Origin of the sequence: Xanthomonas nasturtii (genome assembly GCF_023337365.3) — a bacterium.
In the GTDB taxonomy this organism is placed as follows: domain Bacteria; phylum Pseudomonadota; class Gammaproteobacteria; order Xanthomonadales; family Xanthomonadaceae; genus Xanthomonas; species Xanthomonas nasturtii.
In genome coordinates this window covers 4,152,490-4,174,678 of the sequence record NZ_CP142084.2, presented here as the reverse complement: position 1 = coordinate 4,174,678, position 22,189 = coordinate 4,152,490, and the positions used below count along the sequence as shown (strand labels likewise).

The window sequence follows — 22,189 nt, the reverse complement described above, 5'->3', positions numbered from 1 at the left end:
GCACGATGCTACCCGCTGCCCGCCATGCGTGCCTCTGCCGGAAGTCTTGCTTCTCATCGAGCGACGCGGCATCGCCTGCGTAGTGGATTCAATCGGCGCACAGAAGTCGCCGAGCAGGTGCTGCAGCTGACGCACCCGCGCGCGCTTACTTGCTCATGCAGCGCTTCCAGCGCTCGTTCACCCGCTGCGCAAACCAGGCGGTGGTGAGCGTGCGGGTGATCTTTGGGCTTTCCAGGGTGATGCCGGGCAGCACGGCGCGCGGCAGCGGCTTGCCGGCGCTGCGCTCGGCCAGTGCGAACACCTGGCGATACAGCTCGGTATCTGCGAAATCGGCCGCGTTGCCGGCTTCCAGTGCGCGCCGGAGCTGGCGGTCGCTCATCGCCAGTTGGCTGCCCAGGCTGCGCGCGGCGCGCTCGGTGCTGCCGGGCGCGTCCAGGCTGGCGCCGGGTGTGAGCAGGTCGCCGTCCAGTGCCAGCGCGATACCGCTGGCCTTGCTCAGCGCGGCCTGGAAGGCGGCATTGCGGCTGGCGTACCACCCGGCGTTGAAATCGGCGAAGCGGTACAACAGCGCGTCGTAGGTGACCGGGTACCCAAGCAGATGCTGGGTGCCGAACCACAGCCCGCCACGGCGGCTGAAGACCTCGTGGCGGATCGAGTCGCCGGGTGGGTAGGGATAGCGCTGCGCATGGTGTTCGGCAAAGGCGATGCTCACCTGCATCGGCCCGGCGGTGTGCACCGGGTTGAGCCCGTCGAACAGGCGCGCGCCCAGCGGTACGCTGCCGGTGAAGTCTTCGAAGATGCGGCTCAGTTCCTGCTCGGTGCGCGCGGCAGCGATGCGCGTGGCATAGCTGCGCCCATCCGGCGAGCCCAGGCGCAAGGCGGCATCGACCATGAAACCGGGGATGTGGTGCGCACCCGCGCGGCGGTCGATCTCCGCACGCGCGATCTTGCCCAGGTTGGGCACCACCGGGTTGGCCTGGTAGGTCGACTCCTGCTCGGTCACCGCCAGCACCGCGCAGATGTGCTCGGCGCTGGTGTCCAACGCCTGCGATGACAGCGCCACGTACACATCGCTGGCCCAGCCGGCGCGGTCGGGCAATGTCGCCGGCAGGCGCCGTGCGATATCGGCCTTCACCGCATCCGGCGTGCGTTGCGGCGCACGCGGGGCCTGGGTGGCGCATGCCGACAGCAAGGCGATGGTCAGCAGTGTGAGCAGACGGGGAAGGGGCAAGGTCACGGCGTCTCCGGAAGATCGAGGGGCGGCAGCTGCCGTGCGGCAGTTTACGTGGCGCGCCTGTGGGGGCTTTCATCTTGAGTCGAAGGCTGCAACTGTCCGCGCGAAAACGACTGCTGACTCGTGCAGCGAGCGCCCCTCGGCGCCCCGGCAACATGTTCGCGGCAGTTGGTGACCCCGTGCCACATACAACGTCCGCGGCAGGTCTGCGCCAATGCAGGCCCCTGGCATCGGCAGCGGCGCATGGCGTCATCCCGATTCAAGACTGGACCACCCTGGCCGATAACGAGCTCGACTCCTTGCGCGTCGATCACGTGCCCCGTCGTGCCTGCCGGTCATCATTGCAGTTGCATGACATCCGGATCACGGCCATTTGGCCGCAGATTCCACCCGATTCCATCGCTGTCCAACCGTGGGAGTGCCTGAGATGCCGCAGCAACCAGCAAGCCGCCACCGGAGCGGACATGGCGCCCCAAGGGCGCGCGCACGCTGCGGCCCGTTATCGCCGTGACGGTTCCATGAGCATGCCGGCAACCCGGTGGCGACGCGTGCTTGCCGGGCTGGTCTTGTTGCTGAGCAGCGCGGTGGTGTCGGCGCAGCCGCAGCCGTGGAAGACCATTGAAGCGGCAGCAATCGACGACCCCATGGCGGCGTTGCAGATCGCACAGGCTTCCCTGCAGCAGGCCCGTCGCAGTCACGATGTGGATGCCGAGTTCTGGGCCTTGCTGACGCAGGCACGCGTGCTCATTTCGCTGGAAGACAACGAACGCCGCCAGGTCGTGCTCACGCAGGCGCGCGGGAAGCTCGACCAGTTGCACGGCAGCGCCAGGCAGGCGCAGCTGTGGCTGGACATCGTGCAGGCGCTCAGCGATGTGCGCGAAAACCCCAATCGCGGGATGGTGGCGCGGCTGGAAGCGCTGCGCGAACGCGCGCGCGTCCTGGGGCGCAACGATCTGCTGTGCGAAGTGGAATCGGTCGACATGTGGAGCATGCTCGCTTCCGGCAGCAGCGATGAATCCTGGAGCGCGGCGCAGGCCAGCTACCAATGTGCCGCACACGAAAAAATCCTGGCCCTGGAACTGGATGCGCTGACGCAACTGGGCTCATTGGCCAGCCGCGTCGGTGGCCGTGCCGCCGAAGACAACGAAACCGAAGACTATCTGCAGCGTGCGCTTGCGCGCCTGCATGACCAGCCGGCACGCTTCCAGCGCAGCCTGATCGAATACGAGTTCGGCACGGCCTTGGCGGCACGCCAACCCGAAGCGGCGCTGCTGCATTTCAGGCGCGCGCTGGCGCTCAGCCGCGAGCTGGGCGACCAGGCCGGCGTGGCCGCAGCGTTGACCAGTGCCAGCGAAGCCCTGATCGAAACCGGCGATGCCGCCGCCGCATTGATGATGGCGCGCGAGGCGCTGCCGCTGATGCAGAAGCAAGGCAACATCGCTCGCGTGGCGGCATGCCACACCGTTCTGCTGCAGGCCTTGATCGCATTGAAGGCGGGCAATCTCGATGACGAAATCATCGCCGCCAAGGCCGCCGACGACCCCAATCTCACCTTGAACCGACGCGCGCAACTGGTCGACGCGATCGCCCAGGCGCTGGCATCGCAAGGGCGCCACGCCGAGGCCTACCAGGAACTGCAGCGCGCCAACACGCTGCGCGCGCAGAGTCTGGACCGCCAGCGCGACACCGTGATGCTACGGCTGCAGGCGCGCTATGACGATGCACGCCGCGGCGCCGAAACCGCCGAACTGCGCCGCCGCAGCGAAACCGCGCAACTGGCGCTGCAGGCACGCGAAGCCGGCCAACGCGCGTTGTGGATCGCGTTGTGCGCGGCATGCCTGTTGCTGATTGGCGCGCTGGTGGTGCTGGCATTCGGCGCACGCCACCGTCGCCAGCTGTCGCGGCTGGCGATGCGTGACGAACTCACCGGCCTGCCCAACCGGCGTGCCATCCGCGCCGAGGCGCAACAGCAGATCGAGCAGGCCTTGCGCTCGCAGACGCCGTGCATGCTGGCCTTGATCGATCTGGACCACTTCAAGCAGATCAACGACGTGCACGGGCACGCTACCGGCGATGCAGTGCTCAAGGCGCTGGCGAGTGCATCGCGGCTGGCGCTGCGCACGCAGGATCGCCTGGGCCGCCTGGGCGGCGAAGAATTCCTGCTGGTGTTGCCGGGCTGCGGCGAAGAAGAGATTCCCGCGGTATTTACCCGCTTGCGCAGTGCGGTGGCGGCGATCGACATCGCCGGCCTGCCCACCGACCACCCGGTGCGCTTCTGCATGGGCGCGGTGCGCGTCAGCGCGGGCGCCGGGCTGGATGCGTTACTGAGCCAGGCCGACCTTGCGCTGTATGCCGCCAAGACCGCCGGGCGCGATCAATGGGCGGTGTGCTGAGCGCTTGATGCGCGCTGCGTTCGCCGATGCAGCGTGGCCGCATCGGCGTTGTCGCAATGCCGCGTTCGAATGCTCTCAAGGTGCGCATCGCTTGCCGGTGCGTGCACCGGGGCAAGGCCGTCGGCACCCTGCGCGCGCCCCGCACGTCACATGCAGTGACCGGCAGGGCGCGCGCAACGACGCCGTGCTTACTGCTGCACTTGCTGCATCGGAATCTTGTGCTCGGCGGAATACGCGCGCTGCGCGGTATTCAAGGCTGCCATGTCGGTGTTGAGCTGGGCAGAGGCGGTTTCCAGGTCCGTGGCCAGCGGCGCCAGCTCGGTATTGCTGTAGTCGTTGGGCAGTGCCGCGACGCGTTCGAGCGCGGCCATCATTGCATCGGCGCTCTTGAGGTAGGCGGTCAGCTTGGCGTCGAGATCCTTGGCGTTGTCCGGCACGCCCGAAGCGACTGCGCTGTTGGCCTGGGCATTGGCAGCCAGTGCCTTGCGCTGGCTGCCCAGTGCGGTCTTGTAACTGTCCAGCGGCTTGAGTGCGACGGCATCGGCGATCAGGCTCTGTCCGCGATCGCCGGAGACCCATGGGTCGATGATGGTCACTGCACCATTCCAGACCGAGATGTTGTGCAGCAGGTATTCGCTGGAGGAGAGCCTGGATGCACCGCTGCCGGTGCTGCCGCCGCAGGACGCCAGCAGCAGGCTGAAAGAAACAAGCAGGAAGGTGGTGAACGTCTTGGTGGTGAACGTCTTCAAAGGGGAAGATCCTTGGTTACGAGGCGGCCGCCAATGCCATGGCGGACCAGCGAAACCCCAAGGAAGCGTCCAGACACGGCGCAGTGCATCCCTGCCGTCCATCTTCCCTGAGACGAATGCAGCGTGGAGCGTTCCATGTCACTCGTACGAGTGTGCTGCGCGGCCATTGTACCTGCTGCAATTGACGCGCACCTTGCAGGGAAAGGTCATTGGCGCCGTGCTGCAGCAAGAGTGGCTACGCAATCACTGTATAGCCAACCTGCGGGCGCGGGGTGTTTGGCCTCGTCATGGGCGACAGACAGTGCGTGTGCTTGGCGCCCAGCAGGCCACTGCGCGCAACGCGTTGGCGTAGCTTCAAATCCCGCATGCTGTAGCCGCAGTTGCGGTTACAGCAGCTGTTGGCCATCGATTCAATCGACGATTATCGCATCTGTCGTGACAGTTGGCTTTTATATGGCGTACTTGTATGGCACGAAGTGGCGAGCATCAGTGCGCGTAAACTGCACCGTCCTGACCCGAGAGCTCCGCTTGAAGCAACGCCGCACCTCGCCGCAACCTGGGCCTGCGCGCACTACAGCGCGCATCACCGACTGGGTGTTCGGCGGTGTGGCTGTGCTGGTGGTGATCGCGTGCTGCGGTCGCTTGTGGCTGCTGCTCGACGCGATCGTGGAAGGCCGCTATGTCAGCGTCATCCGTGGCCGAGCGGCCAGGATCTTTCTGGCCGAAAACGATCCGCATCGTTTCTGGATTTCCATCGGGTGGGACGCACTGTTGACTTGCGTGCCGCTGGCGCTCATCGGTGGGTTTGCGTATGCGACCTGGAAGGGACGCTGCCGCCGTCGCTGATGGCGCCGCTGATACCGGTTGCGAGCTTGGGTGGTGCATCGCTGCGCCGCCCTTGCAGCGTCATGCAGCGATCAATGCGTTTTCCGCTTGCGTGCCGGCGCATTGGCATCGCGCATGGGCCAGGTGTCGTAGCTGTAGACGAACTGCTTCTGGTCGGCGCCTGCGGTGGGATCGCAATGCCAGGAGCTGGCGACACTACCGGGTTCCAGCACGCCGCCAACGTCGCGCACCGATTGCGCTTCGAAGGCACAGACAGGCCCATACACGGCCACATCCCAGCCCGGTTGTGAGGTGGGATGCGCGTGCTGCACCAGCACGATGTCGCTGCCTTGGAAGCGATGGACTTGTGCCGCACGCTTGCGATCGATGCTGAAGTAGCACGGCGCACCAATGCCCAGTACCAGCACTTCGCCATCGCGCACCACGGTGCACCTGCCATCGCGTTCGCCCAGCCGGATCACGCGCCCCGCCAGCGTGGCGGTGGTGACGGGATAGCGTGCGGTCACTTCCGACATCGGCTGTGCTGGTGCGCTTGGCGAGGCCGATGCCGTCTGCGCACGCGCGGGTGCGGCGGTGACCAGCAACAGCGACGCCAGCAGGACAGCGATCAAATGGGGGCGCATGCAACGTCCGTGTCGAGGGCGGGGCAGTATCGCAGATCCGTCCAGTGGCCTAGAGCGGCCAACAAAACGACCTCGCGCCGGTCTGCCGCCTGATCTGCTGGCTCGCTGCAGGGCCCTTGCCCGCCCACCATCGCAGGACACGCTGCAAGTGCGTCCCTGTAAGCTCTGGCGCGGCATCCATGCCGCTCAAGGTCCCGCGACGGTGGGCGGGCAAGGACCAGTCGAGTGGGTGGGTGCGCCACGTTTCAAAAAGCACCAAGTAGCGGGTCTGGCGCGGCGCCCTCTGTTCTTCAAGAAACCACCAGCCAACTGTCTGGTGCGGTGAGGGCATCGCGCACTCGACCCACTCAGCGCCGCGCGGGCAGCGTCGCCAGCACACCGTCCAACGCCAGTTGCGTGGTGAAGCCTGCCTTGGCCAGGCGCTTGCTCACTTCATTGGGCACATCGCGCCCGCTGGTGAGTCTGTTGGGCGCACCGGTGTAATGGAACAGCCGGCCGCCACGGCGCAGCACGCGCGCCAGCTGGTCGTAGAAGACCTGCGAATACAACTCCCCGGCAATGCCGAAACGCGGCGGGTCATGCAGGATGGCGTCGACCGACCCGTCTGCCAGCGTGGTGATGTGCTGCGCGATATCGGCATGGGTCAGCTGCAGGCGTCCACCGCTCGTCGCATCGTCCGGATCCGGCGACCATGGATTGAGCGTGCGCAGCCACAGCACGTCGGCGTTCTTTTCGAACGAGAGCAACTGCGCCACGCCGGCCTCCAGGCAGCAGGCCGCAAAGTAGCCAAGACCGCCGCAGGTATCCAGCACGGTCTTGCCGCGCGGATCCACCAACGCCACCTTGCGCCGCGCATCCTCGAATGGCGACAGCTGTGCCGATGGCAGCATCTTGATGCCGTCGATCTCGAAAGTCGGCGCGCCCCACTCGGTGGGCACCAGTTTGATCAGCGCGCCGCTGTAGCGGGAGATCGGCGCGAAATCGTCGCCATCCCAGAAGTACAGCGTGCGGTCCTTGAGCTTGCCTGGATACGGGTAACCCCGGCCGCGCCATTGCCAGGTCTGCGCATCGAGCTGGGCGGTGTCGGTGCTGCGGCCAAGGTCCAGCGACCCGGTCCAGTGAGTCAGACCACTTCCACGCGCGCCAAGCAGGGCTTGGGCATCGGAGAGAATGAGTAGTGGGCCGGAGTAATGGGGCACGGCTGACAGCTCTAAGTGCGGCGCGCGGACGATGCCGCACGGATGCAAGGACGGGACAGGCATCGTAACTGACCTGTAGCGGCCGGGCATCCGGTGGGCCCGGCGCAGTGCCCGCACGCATCGCCGGGATCGACTGCGCGCGCCGTTCCGCTGACACACGCCGCACCGCATACTGCGTGCGGTCCGCTTCGACATCTCGTCCGATCGGCGTCAATCGTGGAGCGTGGGCAATGCTGAAGGGTGTGTTGTTGGGGTTCGCCTGCTATGCAGCCTATTCGATCAGCGATGCGTTCGTGAAGCTGCTCGAAGGCACGCTGCCGGTGTACGAAGTGCTGTTTCTGGGCGCGCTGCTGATGCTGCTGGCGGTGCCGTTCCTGAAAAAGCCCGACGACCAGCTGCGCGAGCTGGTGATGGCCAAGCAACCGGCACTGTGGCTGTTGCGCGCACTCACCGGCGCCATCGGCAACCTCACCTCGGTGATCGCCTTCACCACCTTGCCGATGGCCGAAGCGTTCGCGCTGATCTTCCTGATGCCGATCTTCGTCACCGTGCTGTCGGTGGTGTTCCTCAAGGAGGAAGTGCATTGGCGGCGGTGGTCGGCGGTGATCGTCGGCTTCATCGGCGTGTTGATCGTGCTGCGCCCCGGCTTTCGGCATCTTACCCACGGGCATGTGGCGGCGATCGTGTGCGGCCTGGTCGGCGCCATTTCGGTGATCACCTTGCGCATGGCCGGGCACAGCGAGAAACGATTGACCTTGTATGGCGCCGGTGTGATCGGCCCGTTGGTGATGGGCGGCATCATGATGCTGCCGAGCTTCGTCTGGCCCACGCTGTACCAGTGGGGCCTGCTGGCAGGCTACGGGCTGCTCGCCGGGCTGGCCGCCATCTGCATGATGTACGCCACGCGCATGGCCCCGGTCAGCGTGGTGGCGCCCACGCAATACAGCCAGATGCTATGGGCGATCGCCTTCGGCTACCTGCTGTTTCACGACCATCTGGATTGGCCGATGGCGGTGGGCATCGCGCTGATCCTGGGCGCTGGTTTGTTCACCCTGGTGCGCGAGGAACAGGTATCGCGGTGGTGGCGGCGGACCAAGATTGTTTGAGGGCCGGGATTGGGGAATCGGGATTGGAGATTCGTAACAGCATTGGCCGATGCGACGCGACACGGCCGCTATTGCTTTGCGAATCCCCAATCTCCAATCCCGCCTTCCTCAGCGGGGCTGCCGCCAGTCCCCAACGATGCGCTGATATTCGCCGCTGGCCTTAGCAAGGCCATGCAGGTGCGATAGCGCATGGCGTGCTCTCGGAAGGGAGTGGGCATGGTAGCGGCGGCGTGAGCCGTGTGTGCTGCAACAGCCACTGGATGCATGCCAGGACTGGCGCGCCTGCCGGCCTGGAAGTGGCGGTCCGCTGCGGGGCACAGGTGCGCGAGAGGTCGTCGTGTGGTTGTGTGGCCATCGTGCTCGTGCCGGATGTCTCGCCGCGCGACGTCAACAGGATGTCACGGCCCCTGTGCGCAGGCTCACGGTGTTATAGCGCCCTGCGGCCTAGCGTTGACGCTCATCTCGCACGCCACCGGAGTTACCCATGCACCTCAATCCACGCACTGCGCGGCCCATGACCAGCGTCAAGGCTGGCGTGCTTGCACATGGCACGCCCGATCCGGATACCAACGAAGAAGACACGCCGCTGGAAGAACAACCGCCGCGGCGCGGTGGCTTGAATGATGAGGTGGGCGATCTGGAGCAGGAAGATGCTGGCGCGCTGCCCGGGCGCGTGGGCGGTGGGCTTGCTGGTGGTTGAGTGTGATTGTGCAACTTCGATGTCATGAGGCTTCGCGCGTACCCTCACCCCAACCCCTCTCCCGACGGGAGAGGGACTAGTGCACTGAATCCGAGGAATCGGATGTGATGCGTCGAGTTGGATCAGCGAAGGTCCATTTCAGCGGTTTTGGGTTTTTGTTGTACTGGCGGATGTAGCGCATGAGCTTCTTATCGAGGTCTTTGACTGAGGAGAAAACCCCGCGTGTGATGACATCACGCTGGATGCGGGCGAACCAGTTCTCGACCTGGTTCAGCCATGACGAGTAGGTGGGGGTGTAGTGCATATGAACGCGGGGGTACTCGGCCAGGAACGCATGCACGAGCGGCGTCTTGTGGCTGCTGACGTTATCGCAGATGACATGGATGTCCCGGCCGTTGGACTGACTGGCGACAACCTCTTCGAGGAAGGTCACGAACTGCTCGCTGGTGTGACGAGCTGCCGTTTTGCCCAGCACTTCGCCAGTGCCCGTATTGAGCGCGGCGAACAGGCTCAGTGTGCCATTACGCTTGTATTCGAATCCGTGGCTTTGCGCGCGTCCGGGTGCCAATGCAAGCATCCGGTCCTTGCGGTCCAGCGCCTGGATCGCGGTCTTTTCGTCCACGCAGAAGACCACCGCGTGCGCAGGCGGGTCCAGGTACAGGCCGATCACGTCTGCGGCCTTGGTCTCAAACTCCGGGTCGTTGGAGACCATGTGGGTGTCCAACCGATGCGGACGCACGCCGTGTTTGCGCCAAATGCGCTGGACGGCCGAGAACGACACATTGCCCAGCTCGGCAGCCAGCTTGCGACTGCTCCAGTGCGTCGAACCGTCTTTGGGCTTGTGCTTGAGCGTGCGGTTGAGCACACGCGCTTCCAGCTTGGCCGTCGGTATCTTCGGCGCACGCCCAGGATGCACCGACACCAGCCCGGCCAGTCCTTGCGCCTCAAACGCCGCCGTCCACTTCGAGACGAATGCGTCGTTGCAGGCAAGCTTAGTGCGTATGTGGACTCGACGTTCTCCATCGCTCCAAAGCACAACACACCGCGCGCGGCGCACCAAAGCGGCGTTGCCGTGACGCTTGCGCATCACCGCCTCCAATTCAGCACGCTGTTGGATCGTCAGCTTCGTTCTTTGCATGACACACTAACTGGGGATCATGCATCCGATTTCAATGATTCAGTGGACTAGGAACCCAGCGGCGCGATGTCACGCGCCTGCAGCCGGGTCACTGAGCTCTGCGCAGCCAGCTCGGCCGTCGGCGCTGTCGTGTGGCATGCATGTTCGTCCAGCAGTGCAGACAGACGACGATGGCAATCGCGAAAGGCCAGCGCGGAGGCCGGCATGTCGCAAGCGTCGAAGGTGCGAGCTTCGGCCTTCCAGGAGGCGAGCAGGTCTTCCAGATCGCAGATCAGGCTCGGCATGGTGTTTCCTTCGTAGGCGTCTTGCTAACTACGGGGCGAGTCGAGGCGCGGATGCAGGCCGATGCACGGCTGGATCCGACCTCAGCACGAATGGTTCAGATGCTGCGAGGGGCGATGCATCGGCTGCACGCGCCACACGTGCGCATCACATGGCCGGGAGGAGGGTGGTGGCGCGGTCTTCTGCCGCGGGAGCTGACCATGAGCAACAACGAGAACGGCAATCGGGGTATCGACGATCCGACACCGCCCAACGGCGTCAAGGCACCTGGCAAGAACGAGGACCTGCTGCAGGATGGGCCTGCGCAGGATAGCGAAATCGATGACGACGACAGCATCGAAGACGACGTGGACGAGGACGAAGAAGACGCGTAAGCGCAGCAGACGCGGCTGAAACGCGGCGTGGCCACTTGCGATGCCGCGTGTGTCGTCGCTACAGGAGCGTGTAACTGTGTTGGATTGAATGCTGCCGGAAAGCGGGCGTGCCTGCGGTACTGCCAATACACGGGCCGGCAACTGCAGCGCCGCAAGCGTGCACACGGCAGCAGTCGGTGCTTGTCTTCGCGACGCGTCGCTTGCTGCATGCGCACGATGACAGACGTGCAAGGCTCCCGGCTCGTCAGCAACTGGCAGCCGGCCTACACTTGACGGCCCTTCTTGCGTTGAATGCCATGCAGACATTGCCGCCGTTACCGACCATTGCACTGGGCGAGTATCGCCACTTCAAGGGCGGTCGCTATGACGTGCTTGGCGTGGTGCGCAGCAGCGAAACGCTGGAGCCGTTGGTGCTGTACCGGCCGTTGGACAGCGACGTTGGCCTGTGGGTGAGGCCATATGCGATGTTCGTCGAACAGGTGGAGGTGGATGGCGTCATGCGCCCGCGCTTCGCACCGGTTGCCTGAGCAGACATGCCGACCGCCGTGTACCGGACACCGCAATGAGCACGAACGACGCGCCGCCGCTGACGCCGGATGGGCGCTATCTCGTCGTGCGTGGCCGGCTGTGGCGCACGGCCAATCCGCACCTGAGCGAAGATGCCCGTACGGCGCTGGTGGGCGCGCTGATGGATGCGCGGCGCGCGGTCAAGGCCGCCAAGCGCGATGACGATGCGCAGGGCCTGGCGGCGGCACGTCGCCAGGTCGACGCGGCCAAGATCGCCCTGGGAGAACGTGGGCCCGTGTGGTGGACCGACGGTGCCGCCGATCTCAATCGGCATCTGGTCAAGAACACACCGTATGCCGCGTGGTTTGCCACTTGCGATACCGTGTGAGCCCAACCCGGCACATGCCGGGCTGGGGGCGTTGCCGTGGACGCAAGGCTCAGCCCAGGTCGCAATTGCTCGGCTGCGGCCAGGTGGTGGCCGGCAGCATTGCTTTGACGGCGGCCGGTGCGCTGATGCCGATGGTGCTGGCGCCGTAGAGGTCTTCGAGTTCGTCGATGCTGACGATGTAGCTGTCCAGCGAACCCAGGCTGGCGCTGTTGGGAATCAGCCAGCTGATGGCGCGGGTGCCGCCGCCCGGGTTGGCAGTGATGATGGTCTTCCAGAAGAAATCCGGTGTGCGGATGCCGTGGCTGCTCAGGAAGTAATCGTTGCTGGTGTCGCTGTAGATCACCCCGCCGTAAACCTGCACGCTGGCGATGTCGCGGTAACACTCGGCGACGTTTTCGGCGCGCACCCAGATGCCCTGATTGAAGCTGGCCACCTGCGGCACGATGTTGCTCATGAGGTTGGCGCGGCGGATATAGGTCGCGTTGTAGTCCATGTGATTGGATGTCACCAAATGGCCGCGGTCGTAGCCGGTGCGCACGCTGGCATAGGAGGCAGTGGTGGTCTGGCCGGCGCAGCCGCTGGGCAGCTCGGTGTCCAGATTGAAGCTGGACGGACGTGCGGCCGAGCCGGTATCGGCCTGCAAGACGTACTCGTAGCGCAACGCGGTGTGGTTGGTGCAGTCGTAGCGCAAGCTGTAGCCGCCCTTGTTGAGGGTAACGACCTGGGCGTTTGCGCTGGCACTGGCAGCGGTGAACAACAGAACGGCGAAGAAAGTCCGGAAGCGCATGGGAGTGAATCTCCTGGAAATCAATCGGACGCACGACGCCACCGCCGGGTGTGCAGGAGCACATCGACGTTTCAGCGAACGCGCGCCAAGGGGGAACAGAGGGCCCGCTGCGTAGCGAGCGTTACAGCTATCGCACGCGAATGTTGCTTGCGGGTGACGAGCGCGTGAGGAATGTGCACTGGCACCAATTCTTTGCGTCAGGGTGTGACTAGGTGCTCGCTTTTTGGTGCATAGGGCGTTCCTGCAATAATCGTCCAGGTATGGCTGCTGCCCGCAAGACGCACGCAGGCACGCTTTTCTAGAAGCCTGCAGGCATGCGAGCCATCAGGGCGGTGGTCGATGCCGGGTCGCCGCAGGCGGGTAGTTCCGCTGCAGCTTCGAACCACCAGTGGTCTCGAATGCTGCAGCGTGATCGCTGCGACCAAGGCCTGCCCGCCGGCAGGACAGCGCCATCGAGTGGCGTCGCCTCGCCGTCGCTGCCTCAAGCCCAATTCCCATCACCCGTCTTGGCGCAAACAAAAAACCCCCTTCTGCAGCGCATGCAGAAGAGGGTTTCGAACGTTGCAAGAAGCCGATCCGGTCAACGGATCGACCCGTCAGGCAACGTGTTTTTCCAGGTGTTGCTCGGTCGCAGGCTCCGGCTGGAACAACGCCACCAGCTGGGTGAGGGTGCCGGACTGGGTCTCCATCGCGCGCGCGGCGGCCATGGCTTCTTCCACCAGTGCGGCGTTTTGCCGGGTGGCCTTGTCCATCTGGATCACGGTCCGGTTGACCTGCTCGATGCCGGCCGACTGCTCGCTGGAAGCGGCGGTGATCTGCCCCATGATGTCGGTAACGCGATTCACGCTGGCCACGATTTCGGTCATGGTGGTGCCGGCCTTGTGCACCAGCGCCGAGCCTTCGGCCACCTTGCCCACCGAGGCGTCGATCAATTCCTTGATCTTCTTCGCCGCGCCGGAGGAGCGCTGCGCCAGCGAGCGCACTTCGCTGGCCACCACCGCCAACCCGCGGCCCTGTTCGCCGGCACGCGCCGCCTTCACCGCGGCATTCAACGCCAGGATATTGGTCTGGAAGGCGATGCCATCGATGACGCTGATGATCTCGGCAATCTTCTTGGACGAGGTTTCGATACCGGACATGGTGCCGACCACCTGGCTGACCACTTCGCCGCCCTTGGATGCCACGCCAGCGGCGCTGCGGGCGAGCTCGTTGGCCTGATGCGCGTGTTCGGCGTTCTGCTTGACGGTGGCGGTGAGTTCTTCCATCGATGCAGCGGTTTCTTCCAGGTTGGCCGCCTGCTGCTCGGTGTTCATCGATTGGGTGATTGCGCTGATGGCCGAGCATGCGCCGTTGATGGCGCCCGCTCTGCGATAAGCGCTGCGGGTAAGCGCGGCGCTATTGCGCCACCTCGCGCCGCACTGGATACCGCCAGCCGGTGATCGCCGCGTAGGGCGAGCGCGTGTAAATCCACTGTAGACGCGCATCGCCATCGGCACGGAATGCAGCATCACTGGCTAGTTTCTGCTCGAATTCGCTGCGTAATGCGGCATCGTTGCGCAACACGCGTTCGCTGAAGTCCACCAGCTCGGTGCCATACAGGCCACTATCCGGGCTACCGGCATTACGAAAACGCCCGCTGGCCAGCAATGAATCGCTGCTGTTCGGTTCCAGTAATGCCGCTGCCAGCATGCGCATCGGCTGATCGGCGGGCACGCGGATGCTGCCGGCAGGAAAGAGCTCGTCCACGCTGTCTGTGTGCGCGACCTGCTTGCTGGTGGCGTCGGTAGTGTTGGTAATGCGCATCTGCTGCACCGTGCGCTGGCGCGGCTGCTGCAGACGTTCGTACCGGATGCCATGCGTGTTGAGCAACGCAAGCACGTCGTCGTAGCCGGGCGGAATCCACCAGGCCACCGGGTAGTGCACCGCCTGCGTCTGGCGGTAACCGATCACCGGCATCGTCCAGGTTTCATCGCGGCCTTCCCAGCGCAATTCCTGCCGCCCGGAGACCGGCGACAGCGCGCGGGTATAGGTCACACCCTTGAATGCGATGTGGTCGATCGGCTGCGGCAGGCGTTCCCAGGCCACCATCAATTCCTGCGGACGTGCGGCACGATCGGCCCGCTTGGCGGCAGCGATCTTGCTTGCGTCGCGACCGACCAGGCGCAGCGCTTCTTCGAGCAGGACGTAGTCGCCGAGCACGCGCTGCCGGTACGACTTCAGCCGGTGGTTTTCCACCAGCACGGTGGGAATGCCGGCGAAATCGCCGTAGCCGGTGGAATAACGCGGGCCTTCCGGCGAATGGCGCAGGCCCGAGCGTGGCGCATCTTCGTCGATCAGGCTGGGGTAGATCGCAGGCGTGTGGCCCTGGCTGCGCAGCGCAGCGTTGACGGCCGGCGTGAAGCGTTGCTGCAGCCAGCCGGCAGTGGCGCGCGAACGTGCGTACGTGCCCCAACCGGCGAAGGTAAAGGTGATGTCGTATTGATGATCGAGCCCGCCGCTGACATGCAGGTCGATATACAGCGCGGGGTCGAGCGTGTGCAGCAACGTGACCATCGCGCGCGTCTCCGGCGCTTCCAGGTTGAGGTAATCGCGATTGAGGTTGATGCCGCGCGTGGTGGTGTTCCAGCCCATCTGTTGCGGGCCACGCAATGCGGCGCCGATGAGCGGGCCGCGTTGTTCGTGGCCGTCGCTGTTGAGTATGGGCACGAACACGAAGTCCACCGCATCCAGCAGATCGTCCTTGCCGCGCTGGGCGATGTCGCGCAGCAGCATCAGGCCGGCGTCCTTGCCATCGATCTCGCCGCCGTGGATACCGGCCTGCGCCAGCACCACGGGTTTGCCGGGCTCGCCCTTGTGCGCGCGCACCAGCAGCAGGTCGCGCCCTTCGCTGGTCTTGCCGAATACTTCCAGCGACAGCAGCGGCGAGGCGGCGACCAGGCGTTGCAACCACGCGCGCGTTTCTTCGTAGCTGGGCGTGCTGACGAAATCGCTGCGCTCGGCCGGCGTACTCCACGGATCGCCCGGCGCCACGATCAAGGCCTCGCTTGCACCGTGCCATGCGCGCACCGGCGGCAACGGCGCGCTGGCATCGATGGGCTGCGCGTTGAGTTTGGCAGTGGCGAACAACGCTGCGGCCAGCAACGTGGCAGCGCGTACGCTGCTGCGCGATGTGTGGTGGGCATCGGCATGAGCCGGAGCGGGCAGGTCGGATGCGTGGAGGGCGGTGTGTTGGAAAAAGCGGCGCGTAACGGAGGTCATGTAGGACGTGAGGGTCTCGAATGGGGAGGGCGGTGTCTGTTGCTGCCGGCGGCAGCCTCGGCGTCGGCGTGCATGGCCGCGGCTGGAGTGCGCGTGCCACGACGGGCTGCGCACTGGCGTCCAGCAGCGAGGCGACGGGAGCACTGCCAGCAACGTCACCGCAAAGGCAATGGTGACCGCGTAATACAGTAACATTTCGGATGCGGCTGTTTCTTCAATGCGGTCATCGCCAGACGGGCGCGCATCCATTGGATGCCTTCCATACCCAGTGGTGTGCTGGCGTCTCCCAACTCTGCAGACGACAGCAATAGCCAGCAAGCAGCCGACAAGCGCTATCTGGAATCGCCTCCACGACAAGCCGGGTGGCAAGTGGTTGTTCTCGCGGCTGCTGTGTTTGAAGGTGCCGTACTTCGGCACGATTGCGCCACGGTTTATTGCCCTGCGACCGGGATATTGCGAAATCACCATGCGCAAACGCCGGCGCGTTCTCAACCATATCGGCACCGTGGATGCGATCGCCATGTGCAACCTGGCCGAGCTGGCCGGCGGCACCATGACCGAGGTGACGGTCCCGGCCACCCATCGCTGGATTCCGCGCGGCATGCAGGTCGATGACATCAAGAAGGCCGAGAGCTCGGTGGTCGCCATCGCGCAACCGCTGGTGGCCGACGCCAGCTTCCATGAAGCCGGCGAATACAAGGTGGACGTGCTGGTCCACGACACTGCGGGTACGGCGGTGTTTCGCGCGATCATTTCGATGTGGGTATCGCCGAAGAAGGCCTGACGCGGGGCGTGGGCGCTAGTTGGTGCAGGCCTCCCTCGGGCACAAGCGCATGGCGCAGCCGATCCGGGCCGTACCGGCAATGTGATAACGTATCACTTCGTCGCACCGTGTTTGCTCATGCCTGCCAGCCCACCAATGACTCCCGCGATTTCAATCTCCGACCTGCATGTGGCCTACCGTGGCCGCGCCGTGCTGCAGGGGCTGAACCTGGACGTTGCGCCGGGCACCGTCTATGCCTTGCTGGGCGGTAACGGCGCTGGCAAGTCGTCCACGCTGTCCACGTTGCTGGGCTTCGTCAAACCCGTCTCCGGCAGCCTGCGGGTGGATGGCGTAGATCCTGTCGCCGACCCAGGCAAGGCGCGTGCGCGGCTGGCGTATCTGCCGGAAAACGTGGCGCTCTACGAGCATCTGAGCGCGCTGGAAAATGCCGATTATCTGCTCGCCCTGGCCGGCCAGCGTCGTAGCCAGGCCGCCATCGGCGAGGCGTTCGCGGCCGCCGGCCTGCAGCGCGATGCCTGGGCGCAGCGGCTGGCGGGGTTTTCCAAGGGCATGCGGCAGAAAGTGGCCATCGCCGTGGCCACGCTGCGCCAGGTGCCGGTGCTGCTGCTGGATGAGCCCACCTCCGGGCTGGACCCGCGCGCCATCGCCGACTTCAATCGGTTGGTGAGCAGCGTGCGCGAACGCGGCGGCGCGGTGCTGATGGTCACGCACGATCTGCTCGGTGCAGTGGATGTCGCCGACCGTATTGGTTTTCTCGAAAACGGCCGGATTGCCGAGGATATCGGCGCCGGCGACAGCGGCTTCGATGTGCGCACCCTGCATGCACGTTTCGCGCGCCCGCAGGACCAGGCTGCGTGAGGCTGCACGCATGAGTCCCGTGCTGCTGGTCGCGCGCGAAGAGCTGCGCTTCATGGCGCGCAACCGTTCCGCGGCCATCGGCGTGGTGTTGCTGATGCTGCTCACGCTGGTGGCCACGTTGACCGCAGCGCAGCAGCAGAGCGAAATCGCCGATTTCCGTGCGCGCCAGCAACAGGCTGCCCAGCAGGCATTCGAGGCGCAACCGGACCGGCATCCGCATCGCGTGGTGCATTACGGCCACTTCATCTATCGGCCGTTGCCGGCGCTGGCCGCATTCGATTCCGGCGTGGATGCATTCACCGGCAACAGCATGTTTCTGGAAGGCCACCGCCAGAACACCGCCAACTTCGGCGATGTACGTCAGAGTTCGTTGCTGGTGCGTTTCGGCCAGTTGACGCCTGCGTTCGTGTTGCAGGTGCTGGCGCCGTTGATGCTGGTGTTCCTGGGCTATGGGGCCGTGGCGCGCGAGCAGGAGGCCGGCACCTTGCGCGCGCTGTTGCTGCAAGGCGCCACGCGCCGGCAATTGCTTGGTGGCAAATATCTCGCGCTGGCGGCGGTGGCCGGGGCCTGCCTGCTGCCGGCCTTGGTCGGCCTGGCGCCGATTGCGCTGTTGCCCGGCCAGGCAGTACTGGTTGCGCTGCTGGTGCTGGCCTACAGCGTGTATCTGCTGGTGTGGTGCGCGCTGGTGCTGGCGGTGTCGATGCTGTGCCGCCGCGGCCGCGATGCGCTGCTGGTGTCGCTGGCCGTGTGGGTGTGGCTGGCCTTGCTGGTGCCGCGCGTTGCACCGGATGTGGCCAGTGCGGCGTATCGCCTGCCGACCCGGCTGGAGACCGACGTGGCGATCCAGCGCGACCTGCGCACGCTTGGCGACAGCCACAACCCGGACGACCCGCATTTCGCGCAGTTCAAGCAACAGACCCTGGCGCGCTACGGCGTGCAGCGCGTGGAAGACCTGCCAGTGAACTACAAGGGCTTGCTGGCGCTGGAAGGCGAGCGGCTGACCTCCAGCCTGTTCGAACGCTATGCAGGCCGCGATGCGGACATCCAGCAGCAACAGAATCTGCTGGTGCGTGCATTTGCGTTGCTCAGCCCGACGGTGGCGCTGCGCGAGGTGTCGATGACCCTGGCAGAAACCGATCTGCGCGCGCATGTGCGCTTTCTGGCGCAGGCCGAACACTACCGCTACACGCTGGTGCAGCAGCTCAACCAGCTGCAGGCCGAGGCGGTGAGCATGGCCGACGACACCGCGCAGGACGCCGGCGCCGACCGCCGCAAGCGCATTTCGTCGGCGCATTGGCATGAGGTCCCGGTGTTCGCTTTCCAGCCGGCGTCCAGCGACGAGGTGATCGCCACCGCAGGCGCGGCGTTTGGCCTGATCGGTGCCTGGTTGCTCGCCGCGCTGTGCATGCTGGTTGCAGCCGGGCGACGTGTGGGAGTGGCGCGCTGATGGTGCTGTGGAAATACGAACTGCTGTTGCTGCTGCGCGCACGCGCGGCGCTTGCCGGGTTGCTGTTGCTTGCCGTGCTGACGGTCTGCAGCCTGCTGTCCGGGCAGCACGTGATTGCAGTGCAGCGCGACCACATCGCAAAGATTGCAGCGCTGCAGCGCGAAGACAGCGCTGCGGTGGAAGCCTACGTGGCGCGCTCCAACGATGCCGGCAGTGCGGCGTATTACAGCTTTCACCCGACCTGGGACATGCCATCGCCGCTGGCGTTTGCGGCGGTGGGCATGCGCGATGTCTCGCCGTATATCTTGCGCGTGCGCGCACTGGGGCTGGAAGCGCAGATCCACGATGGCGACAGCTACAACCCCGAACTCGCACTGGCAGGCCGCTTCGACTATGCATTCGTGCTGGTGTTCCTGCTGCCGTTGTTCGTGATCGCGCTGCTGTTCGACCTGCGTTCGGGCGAGCGCGAGGCCGGGCGGGCACGCATGCTTTCGGCGCTGCCGGGAGCGGGTGCTGCGCTGCTGGTGCGGCGCGTGGTGGTGCGGGCCGCCGCGGTACTGGTGTGCGTGAGCGTACCGTTTGTGATTGTCGCCACGCTCACTGCGGTGCCCTTGCTGCAGCAACTGGCAGTGCTCGCACTGGGCCTGGCCTATCTGCTGTTCTGGGTGCTGCTGTCGGTGCTGGTCGGCCGCATCCAGTGGCGGCCTGCGGCGCATGCCACCGCCTTGGCCACCTGCTGGGTGGTGCTGGCGTTGGTGGCGCCGGCGCTGGCGCATGTGGCAATCAATCAGGCGGTGCCGGTCAACCAGGGCACCGAGATCGCGCGGTTGCAGCGCGAGGCGGTCAACCATGCCTGGGATATTCCGCGCCAGCACACCATGCAGGCGTTCTACGCGCGCAATCCACAATGGGCCGATTCGGCGCCGCTGACCGCTGCCTTCCATTACAAGTGGTATTTCGCGTTCCACGAAAACGGCGACCAGCAGGTGGCGCCGCAGGTGGCAGCGTATCGCCACGGATTGCAGCGGCGCGACGCGCTGGCGCAACGCGTTGCCAGCGTGTTGCCGCCGGTGGCGCTGCAGGCGGCGCTGACCCGCCTGGCCGGTACCGATCTGCAGGCGCAGCTGGCGTATCAGGACCGTATTCGCGCCTATCACCACGCGTTGCGCACGTTCTACTACGGCTATCTGTTCCGCGACCGTCCGTTTACGCGCGACGACTTCGGGCGTGCGCCACGTTTCGATGCAATGGCCGATCCCGCCTCATAGCGGCGGCTGCGTTTCACCGATCACTCTTCGTTGTTTTACGTGCGACCCGGACATGCTGCGCCGCGGTCCTTCAGGAGTTCTGCCCGATGCCCGTGTTCCCGCGCCGCCGCATGCTGCACACGCTGCCCCTGCTCAGCGCGCTGAGCTGCGCAGGTGTCAGCCCATTTGCCCAGGCTGCCGAGCCGCAGGCGCGCGACCTGGATGCGGTGCAGGTGCGCAGCCAGTACACGCCGTACCGCGCGCTGAGCATCACGGGTGCCACCAAGACCGATGCGCCGCTGCGCGACCTGCCAATCAGTGCGCGCGTGCTCGATCAGACCCTGCTCGAAGATGCCGGCGTCACCGATCTGGCCGGCGCACTGGAGCTGGCCAGCGGCATTACCAAGGCCAATAACTTGGGCGGTCTGTGGGACAGCTACTCGATGCGCGGTTTTACCGGCGACCCGAATTTCAGTTCCGATTACATGGTCAACGGTTTCAACGCCAGCCGCGGCTACAACGGCCTGCGCGATGCCGCCAACACGCGGAGCATCGAGGTGATCAAAGGGCCAGCATCGGCGTTGTACGGGCGCGGCGAGCCGGGCGGGGCGGTCAATATCGTCACCAAAAAGCCGCTGTTCCAACCGCAGCACAGCGTGGATGTGTCGGCAGGTCGCTTCGACAGTTATCGCGCCGCCATCGACAGTACCGGCCCACTGAGCGAGAACGTGGCTTACCGCTTGAATGTGATGCACAAGGACCAGCACAGCTTTCGCGACACCGTCGACAGCGACAACAGCTTGCTGGCGCCGTCGCTGTTGTGGATGCCGACGCCCGACACCACGGTGTCGTACGAGCTGGAGGCCGTGCGTATCCATGCGCCGTTCGATCGTGGCGTGACCTCCATCGATGGCGATGCCAACCGGTTGCCGGCATCGCGTTTTCTGGGCGAACCGCGCGATGGCGATATCGATCTGCATTCCACCGGGCATCAGCTGTTCGTGGTGCACGGTTTGAATCGGACCTGGTCGCTACAAGGTGGCGCCACGTACCGCGACAGCGGCATGCGCGGGTTTTCCACCGAGCCGTGGACGTTGCAACCCGACCGCCGCACGCTGCGCCGCGAACGCCGCTACCGCGATTACCAGGGCCGCGATATCGCCGCGCGTGCGGAGCTGCTCGGTGCATTGCAGGCGGGCAGCGTCACCCACAACGTGTTGTTCGGTGTGGATGGCAACCGCTTCGACGACAGCCGCTTTCAGCAACGTGCACGCGCGGCGGCCACGCCGTACAGCATCGACGTGCTGGCGCCGCGCTACGGCGTGGCGCAGCCAGGGCGGCTGGCCACCATCACCGACACCGACGAGCGCCAGCAGGTGTGGGGCGTGTATGCGCAGGATCAGATCGATCTGGGCGCACGCTGGAAGGCCTTGCTCGGCGTGCGCTACGACCACTACCAGCAGGATCTGGACAACCGCCTGCGCGGCACCGCGCAGCGCGCTTCCGAGGGTGTGGTCAGCCCGCGTGCGGGCATGACCTTCCATGTCGACGATGCGCTGTCGCTGTACGCGAGTGCGGCGGCGGGTTTTCGCCCCAATAGCGGTGTCGGTGCCAACGGGCAGAGTTTTGCGCCGGAGAAGAGCCGCGCGCTGGAGACCGGGTTGAAGTACGTGCAACCCGGCGATGGTCTGGAAGCCACCCTGGCCGCATTCCGCATCGACAAGAAAAACGTGCTGAGCCTGGACCCGGCCGACACCAGTTTTTCGTTGCCGGTGGGGCAGATGCGCAGCGAAGGCATGGAGCTGGATCTGCTCGGCAGGCTCACCCCGCGCCTGGCCGCATCGGTGGGCCTGGCCTATACCGATTCGCGGGTGACGCGCAGCAGCCCTGCGGCCGCCGGTACCGGGCTGGCCGAGGGCCGGCGGTTTCCGAATGTGCCGCGTTTCAGCGGTAATGCGTTCTTGAACTACACACAGCCATTGACCGGCAAACGCAGCGCGGCGGTGGGTGTGGGCGTGTCGCGCACCGGCGAGCGGCTGGGCTCGGTGGATCGCAATACCGATTTCGTGCTGCCGGCCTACACCGTGTGGCGCGTGGTCGGCCATTACGACCTGAGCGACCGGCTGCGCCTGTATGCCAGGGTCGAGAACCTCACCGACCGTCGCTACGCGGCGTTTTCGTACAGTGAGCAATGGGTGTATCCCGGCGCGCCGCGCAGCTGGACGGTGGGTGCGCGGTTGCGGTTTTGATGCCACCGGACTGCAAGTGA

The 22,189-nt window shown here is 65.4% G+C and carries 20 protein-coding genes and 2 pseudogenes; 13 read left to right on the top strand and 9 right to left on the bottom strand.

Annotated elements, in window-relative coordinates; all coding sequences use genetic code 11:
* Window positions 1-145: 145 nt before the first annotated feature.
* Entirely contained in the window at window positions 146-1,237 is a 1,092-nt protein-coding gene (locus M3O59_RS18245; RefSeq protein ID WP_116906673.1) for a DUF1615 domain-containing protein, read from the bottom strand.
* A 515-nt stretch (window positions 1,238-1,752) separates the two neighbouring features.
* On the opposite strand from M3O59_RS18245, the gene M3O59_RS18240 reads away from it, so the two are divergent.
* Complete coding sequence (locus M3O59_RS18240) at window positions 1,753-3,627, top strand: GGDEF domain-containing protein (RefSeq protein WP_116906674.1); 1,875 nt, start codon at window positions 1,753-1,755, stop codon at window positions 3,625-3,627.
* Between the two features lie 188 nt (window positions 3,628-3,815).
* Here M3O59_RS18240 and M3O59_RS18235 read toward each other — a convergent pair whose 3' ends face one another.
* Window positions 3,816-4,376, bottom strand: a complete 561-nt coding sequence (locus M3O59_RS18235; protein ID WP_116906675.1) for a hypothetical protein — start codon at window positions 4,374-4,376, stop codon at window positions 3,816-3,818.
* Window positions 4,377-5,027: 651 nt separating this feature from the next.
* Here M3O59_RS18235 and M3O59_RS18230 point away from each other — a divergent pair.
* Window positions 5,028-5,222, top strand: a complete 195-nt coding sequence (locus tag M3O59_RS18230) for a hypothetical protein (protein ID WP_064632507.1) — start codon at window positions 5,028-5,030, stop codon at window positions 5,220-5,222.
* 71 nt (window positions 5,223-5,293) lie between these two features.
* On the opposite strand, the gene M3O59_RS18225 is transcribed toward M3O59_RS18230, so the two are convergent.
* On the bottom strand, window positions 5,294-5,845 hold the full coding sequence (locus M3O59_RS18225; protein WP_181920650.1) for a hypothetical protein: 552 nt from the start codon (window positions 5,843-5,845) through the stop codon (window positions 5,294-5,296).
* 347 nt (window positions 5,846-6,192) lie between these two features.
* A complete protein-coding gene (locus M3O59_RS18220; protein WP_249046457.1) occupies window positions 6,193-7,107 on the bottom strand; it encodes a class I SAM-dependent methyltransferase in 915 nt (304 codons plus the stop codon).
* A 167-nt stretch (window positions 7,108-7,274) separates the two neighbouring features.
* Between M3O59_RS18220 and M3O59_RS18215 the strand changes: the two genes are divergently transcribed.
* Window positions 7,275-8,150, top strand: a complete 876-nt coding sequence (locus tag M3O59_RS18215; RefSeq protein WP_064632436.1) for a DMT family transporter — start codon at window positions 7,275-7,277, stop codon at window positions 8,148-8,150.
* A gap of 484 nt (window positions 8,151-8,634) precedes the next feature.
* Window positions 8,635-8,850 carry a hypothetical protein gene (locus M3O59_RS18210; RefSeq protein ID WP_064632438.1) on the top strand — a complete coding sequence of 72 codons (216 nt, stop codon included), beginning with the start codon at window positions 8,635-8,637 and terminating at the stop codon, window positions 8,848-8,850.
* Window positions 8,851-8,926: 76 nt separating this feature from the next.
* Here M3O59_RS18210 and M3O59_RS18205 read toward each other — a convergent pair whose 3' ends face one another.
* The gene (locus M3O59_RS18205; RefSeq protein WP_082925906.1) at window positions 8,927-9,937 is read right to left on the bottom strand and encodes an IS630 family transposase; all 1,011 of its coding nucleotides are present in this window, start codon (window positions 9,935-9,937) and stop codon (window positions 8,927-8,929) included.
* Between the two features lie 98 nt (window positions 9,938-10,035).
* On the bottom strand, window positions 10,036-10,272 hold the full coding sequence (locus tag M3O59_RS18200; RefSeq protein ID WP_116906202.1) for a hypothetical protein: 237 nt from the start codon (window positions 10,270-10,272) through the stop codon (window positions 10,036-10,038).
* Window positions 10,273-10,470: 198 nt separating this feature from the next.
* On the opposite strand from M3O59_RS18200, the gene M3O59_RS18195 reads away from it, so the two are divergent.
* The 3 genes from M3O59_RS18195 to M3O59_RS18185 all read left to right on the top strand — a co-directional run bounded on the left by M3O59_RS18195 (window position 10,471) and on the right by M3O59_RS18185 (window position 11,539).
* Entirely contained in the window at window positions 10,471-10,644 is a 174-nt protein-coding gene (locus tag M3O59_RS18195; protein WP_064633722.1) for a hypothetical protein, read from the top strand.
* Between the two features lie 296 nt (window positions 10,645-10,940).
* Window positions 10,941-11,171: a DUF1653 domain-containing protein gene (locus tag M3O59_RS18190; protein ID WP_064633744.1), complete on the top strand. Its 231-nt coding sequence runs from the start codon at window positions 10,941-10,943 to the stop codon at window positions 11,169-11,171.
* 35 nt (window positions 11,172-11,206) lie between these two features.
* On the top strand, window positions 11,207-11,539 hold the full coding sequence (locus M3O59_RS18185) for a hypothetical protein (RefSeq protein ID WP_064633721.1): 333 nt from the start codon (window positions 11,207-11,209) through the stop codon (window positions 11,537-11,539).
* A gap of 49 nt (window positions 11,540-11,588) precedes the next feature.
* On the opposite strand, the gene M3O59_RS18180 is transcribed toward M3O59_RS18185, so the two are convergent.
* Together M3O59_RS18180 and M3O59_RS18175 are read right to left on the bottom strand one after the other, a co-directional pair.
* Window positions 11,589-12,326, bottom strand: coding sequence for a DNA/RNA non-specific endonuclease (locus M3O59_RS18180; RefSeq protein ID WP_116906201.1), 738 nt, complete (start codon window positions 12,324-12,326; stop codon window positions 11,589-11,591).
* A 596-nt stretch (window positions 12,327-12,922) separates the two neighbouring features.
* Window positions 12,923-13,642 (bottom strand): annotated as a pseudogene (locus M3O59_RS18175) (methyl-accepting chemotaxis protein); the annotation flags it as partial.
* Here M3O59_RS18175 and M3O59_RS18170 point away from each other — a divergent pair.
* Window positions 13,626-13,700: pseudogene (locus tag M3O59_RS18170) on the top strand (LysR family transcriptional regulator); the annotation flags it as partial. The pseudogenes M3O59_RS18175 and M3O59_RS18170 overlap by 17 nt on opposite strands.
* A 21-nt stretch (window positions 13,701-13,721) precedes the next feature.
* Here the strand turns inward: M3O59_RS18170 and M3O59_RS18165 are convergent.
* Complete coding sequence (locus tag M3O59_RS18165) at window positions 13,722-15,584, bottom strand: M14 family metallopeptidase (RefSeq protein ID WP_116906199.1); 1,863 nt, start codon at window positions 15,582-15,584, stop codon at window positions 13,722-13,724.
* 307 nt (window positions 15,585-15,891) lie between these two features.
* Between M3O59_RS18165 and M3O59_RS18160 the strand changes: the two genes are divergently transcribed.
* The 5 genes from M3O59_RS18160 (at window position 15,892) to M3O59_RS18140 (ending at window position 22,169) form a co-directional block, all read left to right on the top strand.
* On the top strand, window positions 15,892-16,368 hold the full coding sequence (locus M3O59_RS18160) for a hotdog fold domain-containing protein (protein WP_249046042.1): 477 nt from the start codon (window positions 15,892-15,894) through the stop codon (window positions 16,366-16,368).
* Window positions 16,369-16,503: 135 nt separating this feature from the next.
* Entirely contained in the window at window positions 16,504-17,226 is a 723-nt protein-coding gene (locus M3O59_RS18155; RefSeq protein WP_064633717.1) for an ABC transporter ATP-binding protein, read from the top strand.
* Between the two features lie 10 nt (window positions 17,227-17,236).
* Window positions 17,237-18,673 (top strand): ABC transporter permease, encoded by a 1,437-nt coding sequence (locus tag M3O59_RS18150; RefSeq protein ID WP_116906197.1) that lies wholly within the window; start codon window positions 17,237-17,239, stop codon window positions 18,671-18,673.
* The gene (locus tag M3O59_RS18145; protein WP_116906196.1) at window positions 18,673-19,941 is read left to right on the top strand and encodes a DUF3526 domain-containing protein; all 1,269 of its coding nucleotides are present in this window, start codon (window positions 18,673-18,675) and stop codon (window positions 19,939-19,941) included. The genes M3O59_RS18150 and M3O59_RS18145 overlap by 1 nt, the downstream gene beginning before the upstream one ends.
* A gap of 86 nt (window positions 19,942-20,027) precedes the next feature.
* Complete coding sequence (locus tag M3O59_RS18140; protein WP_116906195.1) at window positions 20,028-22,169, top strand: TonB-dependent siderophore receptor; 2,142 nt, start codon at window positions 20,028-20,030, stop codon at window positions 22,167-22,169.
* Window positions 22,170-22,189: the final 20 nt, after the last annotated feature.

Coding starts and splice junctions, on each gene's coding strand:
- M3O59_RS18210 (WP_064632438.1), top strand. CDS start 8,635: ATGCACCTCAATCCACGCACTGCGCGGCCCATGACCAGCGTCAAGGCT.
- M3O59_RS18185 (WP_064633721.1), top strand. CDS start 11,207: ATGAGCACGAACGACGCGCCGCCGCTGACGCCGGATGGGCGCTATCTC.
- M3O59_RS18220 (WP_249046457.1), bottom strand. CDS start 7,107: ATGCCTGTCCCGTCCTTGCATCCGTGCGGCATCGTCCGCGCGCCGCAC.
- M3O59_RS18180 (WP_116906201.1), bottom strand. CDS start 12,326: ATGCGCTTCCGGACTTTCTTCGCCGTTCTGTTGTTCACCGCTGCCAGT.
- M3O59_RS18225 (WP_181920650.1), bottom strand. CDS start 5,845: ATGCGCCCCCATTTGATCGCTGTCCTGCTGGCGTCGCTGTTGCTGGTC.
- M3O59_RS18205 (WP_082925906.1), bottom strand. CDS start 9,937: ATGCGCAAGCGTCACGGCAACGCCGCTTTGGTGCGCCGCGCGCGGTGT.
- M3O59_RS18150 (WP_116906197.1), top strand. CDS start 17,237: ATGAGTCCCGTGCTGCTGGTCGCGCGCGAAGAGCTGCGCTTCATGGCG.
- M3O59_RS18215 (WP_064632436.1), top strand. CDS start 7,275: ATGCTGAAGGGTGTGTTGTTGGGGTTCGCCTGCTATGCAGCCTATTCG.
- M3O59_RS18155 (WP_064633717.1), top strand. CDS start 16,504: ATGACTCCCGCGATTTCAATCTCCGACCTGCATGTGGCCTACCGTGGC.
- M3O59_RS18195 (WP_064633722.1), top strand. CDS start 10,471: ATGAGCAACAACGAGAACGGCAATCGGGGTATCGACGATCCGACACCG.
- M3O59_RS18140 (WP_116906195.1), top strand. CDS start 20,028: ATGCCCGTGTTCCCGCGCCGCCGCATGCTGCACACGCTGCCCCTGCTC.
- M3O59_RS18165 (WP_116906199.1), bottom strand. CDS start 15,584: ATGACCTCCGTTACGCGCCGCTTTTTCCAACACACCGCCCTCCACGCA.
- M3O59_RS18240 (WP_116906674.1), top strand. CDS start 1,753: ATGAGCATGCCGGCAACCCGGTGGCGACGCGTGCTTGCCGGGCTGGTC.
- M3O59_RS18190 (WP_064633744.1), top strand. CDS start 10,941: ATGCAGACATTGCCGCCGTTACCGACCATTGCACTGGGCGAGTATCGC.
- M3O59_RS18145 (WP_116906196.1), top strand. CDS start 18,673: ATGGTGCTGTGGAAATACGAACTGCTGTTGCTGCTGCGCGCACGCGCG.
- M3O59_RS18200 (WP_116906202.1), bottom strand. CDS start 10,272: ATGCCGAGCCTGATCTGCGATCTGGAAGACCTGCTCGCCTCCTGGAAG.